Here is a 15,307-nt window from a genome sequence, read left to right as displayed (position 1 = left end):
TGACTCCCGGGCGTACACGACATCGGAGGATGGAATGGCAGAGCAATTGATCGACGCAGCGCAAAGCACGCTGGCCAAGGCGCTGTCGGCACTGAGCCGTCGTGCCGACCGGGTGCACTCACAGCTCTGTGCTGCGCAGCGTATTCGCACGGCCTATCTCGCCGCGCAGGTCGGCATATTGGTGCCGGCCGTCTCTCGGTCGGTTGTTCGTTCGCTTCAGGTCAGGCTCCCCGCATTCATGACCTCCGACGTCATCGCGGAATTCCACCGCGGGCGCAAATTCCTTGCGGTGTTTCCCCGCAAGCAAACCCGTGAGTCGCTGTCGATCCTCCAATACGCGCTTACGGCGTATCTCAGTCAGATCCGCTACCAGGAATTGAAGGAATTCGACGCTGAAATTGCCCACCTGCGGGCCTACCTCACTGACTTGGAACGCGCACGTGAGCAAGCGTCAGACCTTCTGCGGGTGCTCCAGGTGGTGCAGGATCGCGCCGCACCGGTTCCCTCCGAAGCGCAGCCGCTACTGGCTCGGATGGCTGGCGCTGGGGATCGACATTGCCGGCGCTCGAACGCCGGCACCGACGGTCGGCGCCGCGCGGCCAGTGCATTGGATGATCAAGACACGAACCTATGCGCGTTCGTGTTGGCAGAACTTCCCTCTCGTTTGGGGGAGCTTCTGACGCGCGACAAATCGGCGGCCTTCGACGCGTCGACCGAACGCCCTCGCGCTGGGCCGACCACTGGCTCGCCACGTTTGCCTGTTCCGGCACTCGACACGCTTGACGCGCAACTCGCGACGGCATGACCACCGAGCGGCTGGTGCCATCCCTTGACTTTGTACTGGGCTGGCTACGCTGATCTGAATCCATTGCCACCCGAGGCCAGCCGCCTCGCACACAATTGACGATGAACACCTCCGCATCCTCCAGCCCTGCAGTCGCATGCGGTCCCGATGGCCGCGCCCGCGCGAACGCCACGCTCACCATGGCGAAATGGATTCTGCTCAGCAGAGACCGCACCCTCGATCATGCTTGCGTCGAATGCGTGCCAGATGGCGCACTCGTTGTGCCAGGCTTTCGTTGCGGCTACCACTCCGCGCTGAATGCGGTGACCGCCGTAGATGATGCTGACCGACAGGAACCAGCGTACGCGCCGGTGCAAGCGGTGGTCGACCAGTTTGTGTCCGGATACCAGCTACACGGCACGCTGGGGTCCCATGTCCCGACTCCACGGGAACGCGGGCTGATTGCCAACGCAATCGCTGGCCTGCTCGCCGACACGGTCTTCCTTCGAGAGTTCGACAAATGGCGGCGTGCCGACGCCCCGCAAGCCAGCATGCCACCCGCGGCAGCAGTTCCCGCGGACTGTGCCGGTGCCGGTGAACCCTCCACCCTTCGCAACATGTTGGCCGCCATCAGGGTCGTCGGCCAGATTGACGGCCACGATGTGATACGTCGCCTGTCCATGCTGGACCTTGTGGACCGCGAGAGGCGCGCAGCCGAGGAAGAGGCGCCAGCTGGCGCCATCGCCTTGTCCGATGCGCATGCGAAAGGCGTCATGGACGCGCTGCGCGGCGTTCACGAGCTGTTTGTCCATGAGGACGGTTGCGGTGCCTTGCCTCCTGACAGCCCATTTCAGAATGGGGACCAGCCGTTCGGCCGGACCTCAAGAAAACCACAGCGAACAAGCGCAATGCTGAGCGAAAAACATCACAACCCGCATAGGAGCGGCACGGAAGCCTATCTTGCAACCGAGCACCACAACGAAGGCTGGAACGGAGCATTGGCCGCCGTCCGCAAAGTCCTGGGCAGTAGTCTGGCGGCGGCGATCCACTACCCGGGCTGCTGGGACACAGCGGCATATCCGACGATCGAAAGCGCACTGGCCGAGATGGGCGAGGAGTTTCAGTGCACGAACGATGATTGCCCCCACCACTCCGACCTACAGCAGGGCGAGCCGAGGGCGTTCGACGTGGCTGTGAGCGGATACAAAGTATTGCTGGTACGCACGCGCAGTGAAGCAGACGACACCGCGAAGCATTTCCGAGGCCGTGGCTGTGAAGTCGAGGTGTACCCCTTGTACGGTGGCCAGCGGTTCCATACCTTGAAGGCCACCGACTTCTACGAGCTTGATCCGGACCGCAACGGCGAGCCCGGTACCGAGCCGGCACGCAACGTCACGCACCTAATGCCGGAGCCGTGGCCACCGGCGTTGAGTGGCGCCCCTGTCGTTCCGGCGACGCTGGAGGTTGACAATGCCGCGCTGGCTGCCGAGATCGACTGGTGTCTCGACGAAGGCCATTGCGGACCCCGCACCCGCGCTGTGCTGCAGCGAATCCGCGATCATCAAACTGCGGGCATTACACCGGCGCGGCGCCCCATGCTGCTCATCACCCTCCGCCAGGCCGAGAGCCTGCAGCAGTTCTTCGGTGGTCACGACGCAGAGGTCGCCGTTGTGCCCTACAAGGACGGACTGCTCGCCTGGGACGTCGAGTGCCCCGGCGAGGGCTCTCAGTGGCTGGGGCCAACGGCGGTGGATGACGAGCTGGCCGACAAGGGCCGGCCGGACACGTCACGGCCCGCGATCTGGAAAACGACGCATCCCGCTGTGTGCGTGCCCATCACCGACAGCAAGGCGATCGCCGACGACTGGAAGGAGCATGGCTACGACGTGGTCGAGTTCTACCCAGGACCCCAGGAGCTGCGATTGTGCGCTGACGGAGTCGGCACGGCCAACGCTGACGCCGATGGCCACACAGTTTTGCGCGATACGCCCGGTGCTGCGTCGATTGACGCAGACGAGGGCCCACGCTGATGTGGGGGTTCCATATACACCTGGACATCGAGGGCTTCGTGCGGAGCAGCACGTACCCGGACGACTACATTGGCCTCTTCCGTGATGCCACCGGGCGCTCGCTCACGCCAGCCGAGGCGCGCACCAAGCTGACGATCGACAAGGCAAGGGGCCACAAGGTACTCCCGATGAGCAAGGAATGCGGCGCCGCGCTGTGCCCACACGCAACCGATGGTTGCTCCGGCTTCGACTATTCGGGCGGTGGGTGTCCAGGCTACCAACGAGGCAATGGCAAGGCCGCTCCACACAGCACAGCAACGACGACGGAGGTCAACGATGCAGCAGACGAATGAGAACGCTTCCCCGGCAACAACTCAACACGAAGCCATGACGCTGCTTGCCGACCTCGTTCTTTCAGTGCAATGGTGGGCGGGCCAGGAAGACGGCATTCCGGATACCGTCCGCCCCGCCTTTGACCGGGCTCAGAAGGCTCTTGGCTGGCCACAAGGGGAATCGACCACCACGCCGGCGGCAACGGCAATGCCCGAGGCGCCATGTGCGAGTTGCCACGGCTTCGGTAGCGAGCTGACGGTGTACAAAGGCAAGGTTCCCTGCCGGGCATGCCAGAAATCCAACAATGCCGCGCCATGGCTACCTCCCGGCTGGGAAATCAGTGTGGCCGATGACGACGGCTCCACCTGGGTGACACTGCGCCGCTGCACTTCGGATCGCAAGGTGCTCGCCCAGTCGGTCTACGCGCACAAGCGGGGATCTCTGGATTCGCATGTTTGGCATGCACTGCGCCATTCTCTCGACATCACGCGCCCTCAGATCGCAGAGCTCGACCACTGGCGAGCCCGGGCACTGAATGCAGAGCAACTGCTCAACAGCCCCGAGCTGCATGACTTTGCCCGCGGGGTCGTGCAAGAAGCCGCCCACCAGCGCCAGCGTTGGGGAACTGCCAAGGACGCCGACAAGTCGCCAGCGGACTGGGTCTTTCTCGTTGGCCACCTCGAAACCCGCTCCATGATGTACCTGCAGGCCGGCAACGTTGACAAGGCGCTGCATCACACGATCACGACCGCTGCGGCACTCGCCAACTGGCACACGAACATTTCCGGAGCGGATAGCAGCATGTGGCCCAGCCTTCCCGGCCAGCCACATGCCAGCGCCCCGGTGGGCGGCGGCGGCCATGCGTGAGCACGTCAACCTCCGCAGCATCTTCAGTGGTCGCAGCCCGACGACCGGCCTTCCCTTCGCCGAACGCCACAGGTAGAGCGGTAGCGCCTGGGGCAAAGCAGCCTGCGAGCTTCGCTGCCGGATGCTCGACCAGTTGCTCAAACCCGCGGCGCCGTCCACGTCGCCTCGCTGACTTGATCCCGCACAACAGCAACAATCGGCACGCACAATGAACATACATTCTGGTGCCGCCCAGCTATTCTCCGCATTATCTCCAGCCATTCCTCAAAAGCGCAGTGAGGAAGTTGGCCTTTACCAAATAACGTAGTACATGCCCCCAGCAGATCTCTCCTCCGAATTTCCCCACCCTGAAACGATCATCGCCGTGCGCGGCGCCCTGTCCATCGGCCTCCAGCAGGGGCCAGACAGCCCAGGAGGCCACTGGCTGCACGAGTTCTGGGCGTTCGGCCGCGCCCGCGCCGAGGCTGAAGCCATCATCCAAGGCTTCATGGAAAGCGCCGCCATCAGGATTTTGGCGACGTCTCACGCATATTTTGGAGCCGCTGCAACATAAACCCGTCTGCAGTGGTGGTTCAACAAACTCGGCGACAGGCATAATCCGGACTTAAAATCCAATCATCGAGACCCAACGGTATGTTTGACGATCTGATCGGCTGTGGTCACTGCGGCGGACGGGCCAGGTTCTTCGCTGGCCGAAAGGAGGCCGTCATTGTGTGTACACAGTGCGGCATTGGCACGCCGCCCGTGCAAATCGGAACCTCCAAAGAAGCGGCCTACGACGAGCTGGCTTTGATCTGGAACCGACGCGTCGAGTATCGCCCAACCGATCAACACGAGCTGGCCTCGATCGCGCGTCGCCAATTGACGCCGGTGGACATCCCAATGCTGCTGGACGCGATCGCCCGCAATGCCATGGATTGGGAAACCCGCGGACCGATATTCGCGGCAATGGCCGCCCAGCTCAGCAGGCCCGCTTCCCCCGCCGCCGCGGAAGTACCAATGGCCACCGTCCTTGAAGACGCCGGCCGGTATCGCAAGCTCGTGCGATTGGCCAAGGTCATCTACGTCGATGGCCGTCCCTGGATCCGCTTCGAACCACTCGACGCGTTCGACGCCGAACTGGTTGAAGGCGAAGAAAATGCCTTCGCGCGCATGGACGTATTCGTCGCGCGTGCGGTGGATGCCCTGGAGCCTCAGCTCGACTAGCGCCCCTCGCCACCATGATCGCGCGATCGGCGAGGCGCTGACCTTCCAACTGACGATGGCGTCGACGCGCGGTAGATGACCGTGCGGTAACGGCCATGCTTTGGCCGGCCGGATCTCGTTCCGTGCCCAGCACTCCCAAACCCTTCACGCAAATCGGCCCGCAGAAGCTCTCGCTTTCGGGTACTTGACATTGCCCGTTACAAGGCACGATGGATCTAGGTCAACCCGGATCCCAACTGCCGTGCTCAAAAAAACCCTGCTCTTCGTTGCCCTCTCTGCATTCCTCCAGGTCGCCGGCGCCTCTCCCGATCACTGCGGCGCATCGGTCGCGGACGGCGCGCAACCGAAGGTGCTGTCCAGCAAGCACGCTGGCGCCAGCCACCTGCTCTGCTACCGCGCCTACGCGGTGCTCGTGTCCTCGGCGACCCGGACACCGCTGTGGTCAGCCGAACACCTGACCGCGCAGGCGGTGAACCAGGCGCGTGAGCTGCCGCGCGAAAGCGATTTCTTCGAAGAGACGTCTTTGCCGGCAACCGCCCGCGCCACCCTGCAGGACTACCACGGTAGCTCGCACGTCCAGATTGACCGTGGCCACATGTCGCCAAGCGGGGACTTCGGCGACCTGGCATCGCAACAGGAAAGTTTCAGCTTGGCCAACGTCGTCCCGCAGAACTCGGTCAGCAACCGCCGCATGTGGAGCCACCTGGAGACGTCGACCCGCCGCCTGGTACGGCAGACCGGCGAAGCCTACGTGGTGACCGGCCCAGCATTCACGGACGGCAAGGCCCGTTACCTCAACGAACATGTACGGGTACCCGACTATCTGTGGAAAGCGATCTACGTCCCGGGCGTCGGCGCAGCAGCCTACATCGCACCCAACGATGCCACGCCGAAATATGCGGTGGTCAGCATCGCCAAACTCGCACAATTCACCGGCGTCGACCCGTTCCCCCGGCTGCCGGCCGCGACGCGCGATCAGGCGATGGAGTTGCCGCCGCCCACCCCGCATCCGCACGAGAAGGCTGGTCGGCAGACCACCCTCAACGATCTCTTGAGCCGCGCGCCGGCAGCGGAGGTGGAAGATGTCGGACCGACTGCCGTGGCCCGCGTTCCCAACGTATGGCGGCTGGCCCGCGCAATCAGCGCCGCCGTTCGCTAAGATGGAATCTAAATGGAGGCATCCCATGAAAGCCCAACAACCGTACGGATCTCCCCAAACCCTGGGCCGTCGTGTCAGCTTCTGGCTGATCGCTGTGGCCGTCGCGCTGTACCTTTCCTACATCGCCGGGACCAGCCCGCCGTTCTAACCCGCCGACCAATCCCGCAAAAGCCGCCACACCGTTGGCGGCTTTTGCGTTATTTGTCCTGAACGCGTCTAGCGCGCGATCAGTTCTTCGTTGGGTCGGCCGCGCCCGATGAGCACGAACGCCCAAGCATTCCGCAAACCCGGGCGAGCAGCTCTGCGAGTCGCGATCGCACAACCGGGGCCGGGCCGGCACCGGCACCGGCACCGGCATGTGCGTCCATAGCAGCTCTGGCCGAGATCTTGTAGGCGAGTATCTCGCCCGACGTGATCAACCGCTGAGCCTCTCGGTCAGCCTCTTCGGCGCACTCGATGTACCGGAGCTCTCCTGCAGCCCATTCCACTCTCACTTCGTCGCGCTCCCAGCAATTGCCGTGCACCCGACGATGAAAGCGCACCCAAGGGAGGTCGACGTAACCAAGATGCCCATACAGGCGCCGCCACGCAGGTGCGCTGCCCGGCCAACACGCATCGAGTGGCCAGTGCCAGAAGAACTCGGGGTCGCCAAGTTCTGGCCGGTACATCCAGACGTGTGGCGCGTGGCTGAACCGCCCTTCCTTCCACCATTGCTTCAGCAGATCCCACCCGGCACGATTCGTCGGCACACTGAAGTTGAGAGACCACTCCGGCGTAGGCGCCTCCTCGAATGGAATCCCATCTTGGGACGCGCCGTGGATCTGACAGTGGCAGCACCCCGCTGCGGCAAGTGCGTCCCGCATACGCACAACTTCGGCCCCACTGGGGCTGATGCTCCTGCGCTCACCATCCGATGTCCGCAGGCCCCAGCCAATGCTGACAGTCACCCCCTCTAACGAGAGGGAGAGCGGTAGCCGGCCGCCGTCCATCACCGTCCGAATTGCCTGGAGGATGTCCACCCCGAGTTTCGCGGCGTGCGCCCGCCGAAGCCGATCCTCCTCGATCTCGCGAAGCCGCCGAGCTTGGTTGGCCGTGACTTCCGCTGGGCTCAGCGGCCACCGCAGGAAGCGGAGCGCTGCGCGCCATTGCGGCGAGATAGCAGCCCCACGAGCCAGCAGCAAATCGCGGGCCTGCTCGATCAGGTCTTGAGCGTGATCGATGGCCACGTCCGTCAACAGGTCGGTGCCGTCAGTCTCCGCGGTCGCGTTTGGCAGGTTCTCTCGGATGAGTGTGTACAGTTCTTCGTCTGTGCACGCCCGCAGCTCTGGCTCTGGAAACAGGTAGGTATCCCAATCGCCATCGGCCATTGCGTCATCTTCAGTCATCGCACGACCTCATCCCGTGAAGTGCCGATGGCCGGCCGCAGTACCCGCCTCGGCGGGCTTGGCAAGCAGGCGATACAGTGCGGGGCGCGAAATGCCCAGGGCCTCTGCCGCCTTCAGCTTGACCCCATTGGCCGCGGCAACCGCCGCGACGGCCATCTCACGTGTGACGACGGGCCGGCTCCGGGCTGCGATCGCGGAATGCGTCGACAGGTAGGCGTTGGCCTTCTCCTTGCGGCTGTGGCCGGCGGCTTCCACCACCCGCGTCATGGCGTCCTTGTGCGCTTCACGGTCGAGAACGCGTGCGCCCCCCTTGATGGCCGCTTGCTCACCGGTCAGCCGTTGGTACATCTGCTGCAGGAACTGGTGTCGTAGACCGTGGGCGGTGACACCGTCGCCGCGCTTGGTCACGGCGTGCTTTTCCAGCACGGTATAGAAGCGCCTGCGCCACTGCACCTGCGTATAGGTCGCCGGGATCAGGGAGCCCCGTTCGGGATTCGTGCACGCGGCCAACTCAGCCGCCTCCGCAAGCAGGTCGTACTGCCAATCGAACTCGATCAGCACCTGTCGCGGCCGGCCTCCCTTGGTGCCGTCCTGCACGTGCAGATAGCCCGATGGAAGTAGGTCGCGCGCTGGGCGCAGTCGCCAGCTTTCCTTCGCGCGCAACCCGAACGCTGCCTCAAGCTTCAGTTGAATTGCGACGTGGGCATCCGTCTGGGCGATCTCCTCGATCTTGGCTAGCGCGTCGATGTTGTTGCCGTCCCAAGAACGGTCGGTCTCGGCGGCGTAGCTGCGCGTGTAGCCTGCCGGCCTCTCCACGTAGTCATCGATGCCGCCCACCATGTTGGTCTTGCCCATCCACGAGCACAGCGCGCGCAGGTGTGAGAGGCGCAGTTCAACGCTGCCCACCGCGAGGTTTCGTTCTGTCACCCAACGCTGCACCAACCATCGCAGGTGCTTCTCCGCCAGGTTGTAGGGCGACATGATGGTGAAGCCGCCCTCACGCAGCTCCACTGCGAGACTGAGCAACATCTGCGCGCGCTGTTTCTGCGAGATCGACGACAGCGCGCGACCGCTGACGCGGGTCTGGCTGTGCGGCTTGTGCAGGTTCTCGCCCGCCAAGACCGCGAATTCCGACTTGAACCGTTCCGGCAGCGAGTAGTTCGCCAGGATCGGCTTGAGATTGATGCGCGTCTGCACCGTGACTCCGAGTATTGGTTGCGCAGCGCGCACGTCCTCGACGCAGGTTTCCCCGCCGGCAACCGCGCCGCACTCACGGAATCCGCACCCCCGTGCTGGCTTCCCCTTTACCCGACCCACCACGGTCGGCTGCCGGTTCCCCCGGCCAGGCCCAACTTCCCCGCCTTTAGCGATTCCAATCGATCAGCCCGACGCATGGAAGCAATGCGTTCTGACTGTCCGTCCTGCAGCGAGCCTGCGCTTGCGCGCTGACTCACCGCTTCGCGGCCTACACACCGGCCGGCATCTTGCGACGCCTTCCTGCCGACACGAGCAAGGCACGCGACTCCGCGGCCTTCACTCGCCCACAGGCTTTTGCCCTGGTGTGAGATTCTCCTTGCGCATTTCTGGTGCCGGCTGCGCCTACCGGTCGTCACGTTCAGATACGTGCGGTCACCCTTGCTCGGGTCGCTCTCGTATCCCACCCACAAGCCGAACCATCTCCGCCGCTGTGTATCGGGCCTTGTGATTCGTGCCCAGCCCTCTGGCTGAACGGGTGCGTCTTATCGCGTTCCATCCACAAACACTGTTCGGTGTTCGGCTTCGGATTTGTACGCACTGCGGTCTAGCTTCACAGCCAGCGCGCTGATCGTTTTGGTATCGCGGTGTCCGGTGGCCTCACTCTCCGGCCCCATCCACTTGATTTGCTTGAAAAAAATGCCGGATGACTATCCGGCACGAACATTGGTGCCCAACAACCTCTTGGTCGCCGGCTCACCCTGAGTTTCCGCGGTCTTCGCGGAGCTATCGATGCGTCGGGGGACGCGTGTGGTGACTCAAGGATAGGGCAGCCCAGTGAATTGCGCCGCACGAAAGCTACGCAAGATTGACGGGCTTTCTTCCATCAAACAGCCGGCGCAGCCTCGTACAGTCCCAACGTAAGGCGACGTGACACGTACATACCCCGTAAGGGGAAGCTACGTGTCACCGGCGGGCACCGATCGGTTATGCGCTGAACCACGTGACACTCACGTGCACCGCACGGTGCAGCTACGTGTCACTAGCAGAGGCTGACCAATCTCGCCCAGCTCGTCGTGACATCTACGTCTCCCGCAAGGGGGAGCTACGTGTCATGTCGCCCTCACGCGTCATTCCACTGCCCCGGCGGAAGCTGCTCCGCCCCAACACAAGGTCTGCACCATGAAAGCCGCCACCGTTGCCGTCGACGTCGGATACGGAAACACCAAGTTCGCGTTCCCGATGGGCTCCGAGACCAAGCTGAACATGTTCCCGTCCCTCGCGCCGCAAGCCGCGCCACGCGCGCTTGCCAACCACGGGAACGGCTTCTTCAAAGCGCGCGACGTAATCACCATTGCCATTGACGGCGTGGAATACGAAGTCGGCCCCGGTGTGTCGCTCTCCTCGGCATATGGTCAGACCGGCCGCACGCTGTCGGAGGACTTTGTGACCAAAGACGAGTACGCCGCGCTGCTGGGTGGCGCCCTGCGCCTCGCCCAGGTATCGGAGGTGGGCCAACTGATCCTAGGCCTGCCCGTTCACACGACCCAGAAATACGCTTCCTACTTGCGCGATCGCTTCACAGGAACGCTTGATTTCGGGGGCGAACCCGTTGAGATCGGATCGGTCATCTGCTTGCCGCAACCGCTCGGCGCGCTGGTGACGTTTATGCGCCAACAGAACACCAAGTTCGATGCCGACAACGCGCACCTGGTCATCGATGTCGGCTACTTCACCACCGATTGGGTGGTCGCCCAGGGCTTCACGATGGACGACAATCGCAGCGGCGGCGTACCGGGCGGCTCGTCCAAGATCTATCAGCAGATCGCATCGCTGATTGAGCAGGACGAGGGTGAGCCTGTCACCGGCATTGAGCGCATCGACAAGTGCCTGCGCGACAAAAAGCCGATGCTGTTCTTCGACAAGGAGATCGATCTCACGCCGTATCTGGAAAAAGCGCGCAGCGTCTGCCAGCTCGCCGTCAAGGAAATCCAGACCCGCGTCGGCCGAACCGAAGACATCCGCGCGATCATCCTCGCCGGCGGCGGCAGCGCACTCTATGTGCCTGCCATTCGTGCCGCGTTCCCGCGCACCCCCATCCATGCCCTTTCCTCCCCGTGCTTCGCTAATGTGAGCGGCTTCTACGACATTGGTAGCACGCGCCCGGTGAAGCAGAAGTAATCGGGGGCGCCATTCCACCATGGACAAGCTCTCGATCAAGGTCACGCTGACGCCCGTCACCGCGCCGACTCTCTTCCCCTATCTGGCCGGCATCCTGGATTCCAAACAACGCGCGCACGCGCTGCGGCACATGGCAGAACTCGGCTACACCGCGTTCCTGGCTAGGCAAGCGGTGCAGACAAATCTGGTGCCGGCACAGGCCATTGCACCGGCTGTCGCCACACTCGTGTCTGCAGCACCAGCGCCGTTCGCTCTCGCGGAGTCTGTGGCACGGCCAAATCCTTCGCCCGCCCCCGCTTTCGATCCGGCCGCCTTGTCCGAGTCCGACTCGCCTTCGCCTGATGGACTGCCAACGGCGATGGCCGAGCACCTCGGTGAAGCCATGGCGCGATTCTTTCCAAACTAACCCTGCAGCGTAGCGGCGCCAAAGGTTGACATGGCGACAGCCCGGGTATCCTGAAGACATCAAGCGGTCAAAGGCAACCGCGTTCGTGTAACCTCACACCCTTCAGGAGGCATTGAAATGGCTGACTTCTTCGCTCACCTCAACTACGTCAATACCGCCAAATTCTGGTTGATCGCCGGCACCGGCATGGCAATTCTGGAAGCCGCGCGCGTCGTGCTCGGCCGGTTTGCCCAGCGGCCCGTCGGCCACGAGTAACGGCCCGGCGAATCACGAATCGAAGGCGAAAAAAAACGCCCGGCAGTGCCGGGCGTTTTTCGTTAGGGTTGGGTACTTCAATCAGTGCAGCGATGCACGTTGCAGACAGAACGTCTCGACGAAATCGAGATCGCTGTCCTTGCCAACGAACTCCATGCTGCCGCCGTCGCTGCGGCGAAAGACGTGGTAGCACTGCGCATCAGACTTGCCCGCTGGAACCTCCAGCGAATCGACAATGCGCATCGCGTGGATCTGCAGTTTTCCGACCACTTGAATGAATCCCTTCATGGGCATAGCGAACTCCAGAATGCGCCCAGGGAATTCGCCCTGTGGGACGAACCCACAGGGCAGAAGTAAAGAGAAAATGCCACCCGAAGGCGGCAACGAACTTAGGCGGCAACCGCCTCGTGATGCACAGCGCGCGACTGATATTCAGCACACCACTCGTCACAGAAATCTGTACCGCGCAGCTTCGGCCGATGGATGACAACCGTGAAGCCTTCCGCACGCAAGCGCTTGGCGAGCGTCAAGGCATCGGACATTCCCGGCGACTTTCCCGTCTTTGGATCCACTGCATCAAAGTCGGCAAAGATGTGCACGGTGTGGATGCCAAGACCTTCTGGCACAACGAACTGGCTGACCAGCACGCGATTGAGGCAATACCACATCGGCACACCGAAGAGCATGTAGGCAGCGTAGGAAGTCTCCAGCCCTTCCGCGATCCCGATCTCACCGTTACGAGGCGTCATCAGCCGCACCGCGCCGCCGGCGAGCGGCAACGCCGACACGTCATTGCGCTTGGCGGGCAATACCTCCCCGTCCTTGCTGATGATGGTCGCCTTCATCGGCTTGACGGGGTCCAACGAGGTTCGATGCACGGTCGCCATCTGGCCATCGGGCAAGGTGAATTTGGCGATGATGGTTAGATAACGGCCGATCACCTCGTCCTCAAACAGGTAGTCCTGCATCGCAACCCGCAACGATTGCGGACGCGGCGCCCGGAGCCCCGGAACCCGTGCGGCCAAGTAGTGCATCACGTGGTCGCCTGGCGTGAGAGACACTGCTTCATCCCACTGCTTATGGATGCGGCGCTTCTTCCAGACGGGATCGGCTGACTTCTTTTGCCGACAGGCGACCGGCCGATTGACCAAGGGACCGATTGGATGAACGGGTTCGCCGTTCAATCTGCAGGTCAATTCGTGATACGACATACCAGTCGCGCGACACACGAGCTCAATGCCGTCTCCGGCTTTGGGGCTACCAGCGTTGCATTTGCGGCAGACCCAATCGCCGCGACCACGTTTGTTGTCGTAGGTAAATCGATCGTGCCCACCACAGATCGGGCACGGGCCAGGCCTACCCTTCCAGAAGCTCTCCGTGAGGAAAGCCGCCGGCAGGTATTGGTTCACCAGAGCATCCCATTGAGTGGGCGTCCAGTTTTGCACTATTTCACTCAGTTTCTTCATGGGATGACTCCAGGTGGAGTGTTGGTCGATGCCTGAGACAGGCGAGGGAACGCTTGCTCAAAGGACGGCCCGCACGGGCAGACCGTCTTTTCAGCACGACGTCTTGGGGGTGAGATTCGAAGGGGGATGCGCCAAGCGACCGCCGGCGCAGGAGAGGAAGTTGCCCCTCCAGGTTCCACTTTCGTGGAAGCCCAGAGGCGCTTGAGAAGAACTACAAATGAGCCCTGTCGATCAGGACTAGAACGGGATGTCCGGGTCGTCAAAATCCTCGAAGCCGTTGGACGGCGCGGGTTGACGACGTGCACTACTGCCCTGGCCACTGCCGCCTGCGCTGCGGCTCATTCCTCCAGCCTGGCTGCGGCTACCGCCATGGCCACCGCTAGTATCATCGCCACCGCGCGAGTAACCACCACCGCCTTCACTTTCACCACCGGCGCCCTGTCGGCCGCCAAGCATCTGCATCTGCTCCGCGACAATCTCGGTGCTGTATTGCTTCTGGCCGTCTTTCTCCCATTGACGGGTTTTCAGACGACCCTCGATGTAGACCGACGATCCCTTCTTCAGATACTCGCCAGCGATTTCCGCCAAGCGACCGAAGAACGCGATGCGATGCCATTCGGTGGCTTCGCGCATCTCACCGCTACCCTTGTCCTTAAAGCGATCGGTGGTTGCCACGCGGATGTTGGTGACCGCGTCGCCACTGGGCATGTAACGTGTTTCCGGATCAGCACCGAGGTTGCCCACGATGATGACCTTGTTGACTGAAGCCATACGGAATTACCTTTTGGTTAATGGGCTACGGAGATGGACCACAGCCACTTGTCATGAACCTTTTGGTTGCCGTTCTCATCGAGAACGGGGTCACCACTCTTTTCATCGAAGGCCGGGACCTTGATCTTGCGAAGGCGTTTGACCTCAACTGCGTCGCCGAGCTTGCAGCCCGCCTCCGAGATTGCGTCCTTCAGGCCTTCGCCCTGCAGCGTCTCCATGCCTGAGGCCATTTCGAGCTTCAACGCAAAATTCTTGTAGGACTTACCGGGACGTTTGCGATCAGGGAACCGCTCTTCGCCCCACGACTTGATGCGACCGTGATAGGTGGCACGCGAGCGCGCTTCAGGGGCACGTGCGCGGCGGGCCTGCGCATCGGCCTCAACCGGTGCTTCCTCCGTCGTTTCGGGCACTGCCCGTCTAGGGGCAGCCGCACTGCGAGTCGGCTCCTGCTTGACTGAGGAAGGCTGGACGCCGCCCTGAATGACCTGTGCCACCACCTCCGTCACCTTCAAGCCCTCGTGGACTGCTTTGAGAGACCAATGGGGGATTAAGGCAGGCAGCAGCTTGGGACCGAACGGGGTCTCGGTGAGACGGCTCTCGAAGAGCGCAACGAAATGCGCGACTCGATCACCTTCATCGCGAAACAGGTGCGGCTCACCGCTGATGGTCATCTGTGTTTCGTTGTTGCCGCCAGCACCAACCTTGATGGGTTCGGCGTCTGCGTGACGCTGAGGGTTGTCGGCTTTGGGAAGGAGCACCTTCACGAGCGATTCGAGGAACGTCATGCGGCCTCCTACAACAGCGTGCCGCAGAACGAATGCCTCAGTTCGTCGAGATCCTTCTTCAGCCTAGGCTGGTTCAGGATGACGTCCTGCAGGACTTCGGGGTTCACCCCGGTCACTGCGCACACGTACAGGTACGGCAGCGCACCGTCCCAGTAGTGAAAGATCCAGCCGAGCGTCATGCGGTAATCCTCCAAGTCATAGAGGGTTCCGCGCATCCGCGCGCGAAGCATGTCGGCGCAGTCGATAAGGGACTCGGGCATGTTGTCGCCTCGGCGGCTGTCGCATGCGAGGCTGATGAGAGCGTCGACCATCTTCTCCTTGACCGAGTCGGACCAGTAGGCCGGATCCGGGAGAGGGTCTTGCTTGTGTTGCGTGGGGGTTACGGCAGCAGCATCCCCGAAGAAATCGAGTTGCCACGCGACTGCATTGGTATTCATGGTGACTTCTCCATGGGGCAGCCTCCCCCCACCTGCTGGCGGGAGAAGACTCCCACCAACAGGGGGTTA

Annotated in this window: 18 protein-coding genes; 11 read left to right on the top strand and 7 right to left on the bottom strand. The window is 62.6% G+C overall.

All coding sequences use genetic code 11. The annotated features are described in order from the left end of the window. Positions 1 to 34 precede the first annotated feature (34 nt). The 8 genes from C404_RS55240 to C404_RS60870 all read left to right on the top strand — a co-directional run bounded on the left by C404_RS55240 (position 35) and on the right by C404_RS60870 (position 6,506). Positions 35 to 805 carry a hypothetical protein gene (locus C404_RS55240; protein ID WP_012435666.1) on the top strand — a complete coding sequence of 257 codons (771 nt, stop codon included), beginning with the start codon at positions 35 to 37 and terminating at the stop codon, positions 803 to 805. Positions 806 to 984: 179 nt separating this feature from the next. Then, complete coding sequence (locus C404_RS55235; RefSeq protein WP_021197368.1) at positions 985 to 2,814, top strand: hypothetical protein; 1,830 nt, start codon at positions 985 to 987, stop codon at positions 2,812 to 2,814. A gap of 38 nt (positions 2,815 to 2,852) precedes the next feature. Further along, on the top strand, positions 2,853 to 3,146 hold the full coding sequence (locus C404_RS55230; protein WP_225694719.1) for a hypothetical protein: 294 nt from the start codon (positions 2,853 to 2,855) through the stop codon (positions 3,144 to 3,146). A 34-nt stretch (positions 3,147 to 3,180) separates the two neighbouring features. Further along, positions 3,181 to 3,993, top strand: a complete 813-nt coding sequence (locus C404_RS55225; RefSeq protein WP_021197367.1) for a hypothetical protein — start codon at positions 3,181 to 3,183, stop codon at positions 3,991 to 3,993. Between the two features lie 310 nt (positions 3,994 to 4,303). Further along, complete coding sequence (locus C404_RS55220; protein WP_012435662.1) at positions 4,304 to 4,546, top strand: hypothetical protein; 243 nt, start codon at positions 4,304 to 4,306, stop codon at positions 4,544 to 4,546. Positions 4,547 to 4,626: 80 nt separating this feature from the next. After that, positions 4,627 to 5,199: a Lar family restriction alleviation protein gene (locus C404_RS55215; protein WP_021197366.1), complete on the top strand. Its 573-nt coding sequence runs from the start codon at positions 4,627 to 4,629 to the stop codon at positions 5,197 to 5,199. 241 nt (positions 5,200 to 5,440) lie between these two features. Then, positions 5,441 to 6,358 (top strand): DNA/RNA non-specific endonuclease, encoded by a 918-nt coding sequence (locus tag C404_RS55210; protein ID WP_012435660.1) that lies wholly within the window; start codon positions 5,441 to 5,443, stop codon positions 6,356 to 6,358. Positions 6,359 to 6,383: 25 nt separating this feature from the next. Next, the gene (locus C404_RS60870; RefSeq protein ID WP_012435659.1) at positions 6,384 to 6,506 is read left to right on the top strand and encodes a hypothetical protein; all 123 of its coding nucleotides are present in this window, start codon (positions 6,384 to 6,386) and stop codon (positions 6,504 to 6,506) included. Between the two features lie 79 nt (positions 6,507 to 6,585). Here the strand turns inward: C404_RS60870 and C404_RS55205 are convergent, their stop codons facing one another. Next, the gene (locus C404_RS55205; RefSeq protein WP_012435658.1) at positions 6,586 to 7,743 is read right to left on the bottom strand and encodes a hypothetical protein; all 1,158 of its coding nucleotides are present in this window, start codon (positions 7,741 to 7,743) and stop codon (positions 6,586 to 6,588) included. Positions 7,744 to 7,752: 9 nt separating this feature from the next. Continuing rightward, the gene (locus C404_RS55200; RefSeq protein ID WP_012435657.1) at positions 7,753 to 8,940 is read right to left on the bottom strand and encodes an integrase domain-containing protein; all 1,188 of its coding nucleotides are present in this window, start codon (positions 8,938 to 8,940) and stop codon (positions 7,753 to 7,755) included. Positions 8,941 to 10,119: 1,179 nt separating this feature from the next. On the opposite strand from C404_RS55200, the gene C404_RS55195 reads away from it, so the two are divergent. From C404_RS55195 to C404_RS60495, 3 genes are all read left to right on the top strand, one after another. Beyond that, positions 10,120 to 11,118 carry a PRTRC system protein D gene (locus tag C404_RS55195; protein ID WP_012435655.1) on the top strand — a complete coding sequence of 333 codons (999 nt, stop codon included), beginning with the start codon at positions 10,120 to 10,122 and terminating at the stop codon, positions 11,116 to 11,118. Between the two features lie 19 nt (positions 11,119 to 11,137). Then, on the top strand, positions 11,138 to 11,524 hold the full coding sequence (locus C404_RS55190) for a hypothetical protein (protein ID WP_012435654.1): 387 nt from the start codon (positions 11,138 to 11,140) through the stop codon (positions 11,522 to 11,524). A 117-nt stretch (positions 11,525 to 11,641) separates the two neighbouring features. Further along, on the top strand, positions 11,642 to 11,779 hold the full coding sequence (locus C404_RS60495) for a hypothetical protein (RefSeq protein ID WP_012435653.1): 138 nt from the start codon (positions 11,642 to 11,644) through the stop codon (positions 11,777 to 11,779). An 81-nt stretch (positions 11,780 to 11,860) separates the two neighbouring features. Here the strand turns inward: C404_RS60495 and C404_RS55185 are convergent, their stop codons facing one another. From C404_RS55185 to C404_RS55170, 5 genes are all read right to left on the bottom strand, one after another. Beyond that, entirely contained in the window at positions 11,861 to 12,067 is a 207-nt protein-coding gene (locus C404_RS55185) for a hypothetical protein (RefSeq protein WP_225694718.1), read from the bottom strand. Positions 12,068 to 12,168: 101 nt separating this feature from the next. Next, positions 12,169 to 13,245, bottom strand: a complete 1,077-nt coding sequence (locus tag C404_RS0130460; protein WP_012435651.1) for a primase-helicase zinc-binding domain-containing protein — start codon at positions 13,243 to 13,245, stop codon at positions 12,169 to 12,171. Between the two features lie 237 nt (positions 13,246 to 13,482). Then, a complete protein-coding gene (locus C404_RS55180) occupies positions 13,483 to 14,016 on the bottom strand; it encodes a single-stranded DNA-binding protein (protein ID WP_012435650.1) in 534 nt (177 codons plus the stop codon). Between the two features lie 17 nt (positions 14,017 to 14,033). Then, positions 14,034 to 14,801 (bottom strand): hypothetical protein, encoded by a 768-nt coding sequence (locus tag C404_RS55175; RefSeq protein WP_012435649.1) that lies wholly within the window; start codon positions 14,799 to 14,801, stop codon positions 14,034 to 14,036. Positions 14,802 to 14,809: 8 nt separating this feature from the next. Beyond that, a complete protein-coding gene (locus C404_RS55170; protein ID WP_012435648.1) occupies positions 14,810 to 15,238 on the bottom strand; it encodes a hypothetical protein in 429 nt (142 codons plus the stop codon). Between the last annotated feature and the right edge of the window lie 69 nt (positions 15,239 to 15,307).

The sequence above is a fragment of the Ralstonia sp. AU12-08 genome (assembly GCF_000442475.1).
Taxonomy (GTDB): domain Bacteria; phylum Pseudomonadota; class Gammaproteobacteria; order Burkholderiales; family Burkholderiaceae; genus Ralstonia; species Ralstonia insidiosa.
Note: the sequence above shows the minus strand (reverse complement) of the source record. Positions and strands in the feature narration are given on the sequence as shown.

Coding starts and splice junctions, on each gene's coding strand:
- C404_RS55220 (WP_012435662.1), top strand. CDS start 4,304: ATGCCCCCAGCAGATCTCTCCTCCGAATTTCCCCACCCTGAAACGATC.
- C404_RS55170 (WP_012435648.1), bottom strand. CDS start 15,238: ATGAATACCAATGCAGTCGCGTGGCAACTCGATTTCTTCGGGGATGCT.
- C404_RS55180 (WP_012435650.1), bottom strand. CDS start 14,016: ATGGCTTCAGTCAACAAGGTCATCATCGTGGGCAACCTCGGTGCTGAT.
- C404_RS55215 (WP_021197366.1), top strand. CDS start 4,627: ATGTTTGACGATCTGATCGGCTGTGGTCACTGCGGCGGACGGGCCAGG.
- C404_RS55185 (WP_225694718.1), bottom strand. CDS start 12,067: ATGAAGGGATTCATTCAAGTGGTCGGAAAACTGCAGATCCACGCGATG.
- C404_RS55190 (WP_012435654.1), top strand. CDS start 11,138: ATGGACAAGCTCTCGATCAAGGTCACGCTGACGCCCGTCACCGCGCCG.
- C404_RS55225 (WP_021197367.1), top strand. CDS start 3,181: ATGACGCTGCTTGCCGACCTCGTTCTTTCAGTGCAATGGTGGGCGGGC.
- C404_RS55240 (WP_012435666.1), top strand. CDS start 35: ATGGCAGAGCAATTGATCGACGCAGCGCAAAGCACGCTGGCCAAGGCG.
- C404_RS55195 (WP_012435655.1), top strand. CDS start 10,120: ATGAAAGCCGCCACCGTTGCCGTCGACGTCGGATACGGAAACACCAAG.
- C404_RS0130460 (WP_012435651.1), bottom strand. CDS start 13,245: ATGAAGAAACTGAGTGAAATAGTGCAAAACTGGACGCCCACTCAATGG.
- C404_RS60495 (WP_012435653.1), top strand. CDS start 11,642: ATGGCTGACTTCTTCGCTCACCTCAACTACGTCAATACCGCCAAATTC.
- C404_RS60870 (WP_012435659.1), top strand. CDS start 6,384: ATGAAAGCCCAACAACCGTACGGATCTCCCCAAACCCTGGGCCGTCGT.
- C404_RS55175 (WP_012435649.1), bottom strand. CDS start 14,801: ATGACGTTCCTCGAATCGCTCGTGAAGGTGCTCCTTCCCAAAGCCGAC.
- C404_RS55205 (WP_012435658.1), bottom strand. CDS start 7,743: ATGACTGAAGATGACGCAATGGCCGATGGCGATTGGGATACCTACCTG.
- C404_RS55235 (WP_021197368.1), top strand. CDS start 985: ATGGCGAAATGGATTCTGCTCAGCAGAGACCGCACCCTCGATCATGCT.